Source organism: Streptomyces sp. NPDC101151, from assembly GCF_044768335.1.
In the GTDB taxonomy this organism is placed as follows: Bacteria; Actinomycetota; Actinomycetes; order Streptomycetales; family Streptomycetaceae; genus Streptomyces.
This window is the reverse complement of sequence record NZ_JBIWPP010000114.1, coordinates 1-3,016: the sequence shown is the minus strand read 5'-3', so window position 1 is coordinate 3,016 and position 3,016 is coordinate 1. Positions and strand designations below refer to the sequence as shown.

Below are 3,016 nucleotides of genomic sequence, written 5' to 3'. Positions count from 1 at the left end.
GAGGACCCGACCCTGGTGGTGCTGGACACCCAGAGTGTCCATGTGGCCGCCGGGGTCCCCGCCTCCACGAGTGGCCACGATCCGGCCAAGCGGGTACCGGGCCGCAAGCGCGGCCTGGCCGTGGACGTCCTCGGCCTGGTCATCGCGGTCGTCGTCCTCGCTGCGAACACCCACGACAACGCCGCAGGCATCGTCCTGCTTGACCAGGTCGCCGAGCACGCCGGCGGAACCGTCCGCAAAGCCCTGGTCGACCAGGGCTTCAAGAACCAGGTCGTCGCACACGGCGTCGGCCTGGGCATCGACGTCGAGATCGTCGAACGCAACCCGCAGGTCAAGGGGTTCGTGCCGCAGCCGAAGCGGTGGAGGGTCGAGATCTGTCAAGCACAGTGCACTCATGGAGTCTGTTGCTCTACTGTCTCGGTCCAGATGCGGCGGCTGTACCAGCCAGGCGGGCGGGTGCGGCGTTCGCGGAGTTCGGCGAGTTCTTGCTGGTCGGCGTGGGCGATGAACCGGTGGGGCCAGCAGCTCTCCCGGCGAGTGGTGATCCAGCCGCGGTCGATCCAGGCGTAGAGAGTGGAGGTGGTCATATCCAGCTCTGCAGCCAGGTGCTTGAGCCACCACTCGTTGGGGCCGGGCTCTTCGCCAGGTGGTGCGGGCCGGTGTCGGTGGACACGGCCTGCGGGGCAGGTGAGGCGGCGCATGAGGTCGTGAACGGTGGCTGCGGCGATCCGCTTGCCGCCTTTCGCGGGCCGGAAGCCCTCGGCTTCCAGGCTGTCTGCGATCCTGCTGGCGCTGATGCCCTGGCCTGCGAGTTCGCGGATCCGATTGGTCAGTTGTGGGTAGTAGCTGAGCTGTTGAAGTCGCTGGACCGGCCGGATGACCTCTCCCGCCGTCGTCGTCCCGCCGGCCCAGACGATCGTGACCTTCACCCGCTCGCTGGTGCCGAGCACGGTGACCACTACCTTGTCGACGACCGCGCGGATGATCTCTTTTCGATCCGCTGTCGTGGTGCTGTTCGCATGCCACAACCCCTCGATGCCGCCGGCCAGGGCGGTGATGGTCTGCCGCTCGGCCTCAGTGAGGGTGTGCGGACTGCTGCGGGTGAAGCGGTCGTAGTCCTCGCGGAGCCGCTGCTGGGCGGCGAGTGCGTCCTCCCACTCCTTCTCCAAGTGGCGCACGACCAGGCGGTTCTCCGGTTCGGCGAGGTGGTGGCTGCGGCGGGCCCGGTCGGCGATCTGCGCGGCGCGTTCCAGCCGTTGCGACCACAGCCGTTCCAGCTCGGCTCGCTCGGCCAGGACCTGGTCGGCCGCGTGCAGGGACACCTCGACGGCGGCGGGCGTCAGTGCCGCGAGGACCTGTTGCTCGACGAAGGCGTCCACGCAGGCGGAGTTGAGGAGTTGGCAGCTCTTCTTGGCGCCGTAGTTGGTCACGTCCCGGGCGCACACATACTCGGGCAGAGCCTTGCTGTGCTGGGTGTGGTAGCGCACGCTCATGCGCCGGTTGCAGCGTCCGCAGTGCACCAACCCGGCCGTGAGCGCGGGGCCGCTTCGGACCGCGCCCATGGCGTCGGCGCGGGCGCGGTTGGCCGCCAGTTTCGCTTCGTTCGCCTCGAACTGGGGGATGGTGATGTAGGCGGGCAGGGCATTCGGGATCATCACATGCCATCCGTCCCGGGAGCGGACGACCCGTCCGGTGCTCGGCCGTGCCGGGTCCTGGCGGCGCGGGTCGACCCGGCGCCGCCCGTAGGCGTAGATCCCGGCATAGGCGGGATTGTGCAGCAGGGTCTGGAGCGTCATCCGGTTCGGCCTTCGCCATTCCAGGGTGCCCTTGTCCGGACCCTCCCGCAGCCGGATGCCCAACTGGATGTCGTTCTCAGCGAGATAGCGCAGCACACCGTGCAATGTGCCGAGCCGCTCCAACTGCGCGAAGATCAGGCGGATCACACTCTGCACCTGCTCGTCCGGATCGAGGGCGACCTCCCCGGACTGGCGGCGGACATAGCCGCTGGGCAGCGGGAAGGCCAGCTCGCCGCGACGGGCCTTGTTCAGGCGTCCGCTCCACATCCGCTGCTTGATCAGGTGAAGTTCTGCTTCGCTCATCGTGCCCTTGAGCCCCAGCAGCAGCCTGTCGTTGTACTCGGCCGGGTCGTAGACCCCGTCCGTGTCCGCCAGTACCGCACCCGACAGGGCGCACAGCTCGATCAGCTGGTACCAGTCCTTGCCGGAGCGGGCCAGGCGGGACATCTCGATCCCCAGCACGAGACCGACGTGATCCAGCCCGATCTCGGTGACCAGCCGCTGGAAGCCGGTGCGGGCCACGGCACTCGACCCCGACTTGCCCAGGTCCTCGTCGATCACCAGGATCCGCTCCGCCTGCCAGCCGAGCGTGACCGCCCGGTCCACCAGGGCGTACTGCAACCGCGTCGACTCCTGGTGATCGACGAGCTGCTGGCGAGTGGACTGGCGGATATAGATCACCGCGAGCCGCTGCAGGTGACGGTCGTCGATCTTGCTGCCGGGCCGCTCCCACGGCATCACCGAGGTCATCGGCGGTCCCGCTCACTCGCCGGCGCGACGGCTGCCCACGCGCGGCTCGCCAGCCGCACCAACTGCCCCACCACCGCCTGCCGGTTCACCTCCGGCAACGCTGCCCACACCTGCCCGTCCGGCACCGCCGGAATCGCTCTCTGGGGCCGACGTCACTGTCGTCGCGCATGACGACCTGTTCCCCTCGTCGCTCACCCGGCCCCGCAACCGTCGGGCCACAGCGGCCAACCGCTGCAGACCCTCACGGCCGATTATCGGCGTCCGCTCGCTGCTTTGACTATCCATAGGCGCAGTGTGGTTGGGCGATGGAGCAGACCTACGGGATCCTGATACTGCACCGGCGCCTGGTCCGCGACTACGAGCACCGCCCTTCCTCTTCCGCTTCCCGCGTCTACTGGGCGATGACCCACGTCATGACCCGACGCCTCACCGGCGCGAACGCCCCCACCTGGCGCGAGACGCAGGCGGTG

Annotated in this window: 1 protein-coding gene and 2 pseudogenes; 2 read left to right on the top strand and 1 reads right to left on the bottom strand. The window is 68.8% G+C overall.

Features of this window, described 5'->3' with window-relative positions:
- Positions 1-372: pseudogene (locus ACIRU3_RS47505) on the top strand (transposase); the annotation flags it as partial.
- Between the two features lie 20 nt (positions 373-392).
- Here ACIRU3_RS47505 and ACIRU3_RS47500 read toward each other — a convergent pair.
- Entirely contained in the window at positions 393-2,546 is a 2,154-nt protein-coding gene (locus tag ACIRU3_RS47500; RefSeq protein WP_404070664.1) for a recombinase family protein, read from the bottom strand.
- Positions 2,547-2,845: 299 nt separating this feature from the next.
- On the opposite strand from ACIRU3_RS47500, the pseudogene ACIRU3_RS47495 reads away from it, so the two are divergent.
- A pseudogene (locus tag ACIRU3_RS47495) lies at positions 2,846-3,016 on the top strand (IS5/IS1182 family transposase); the annotation flags it as partial.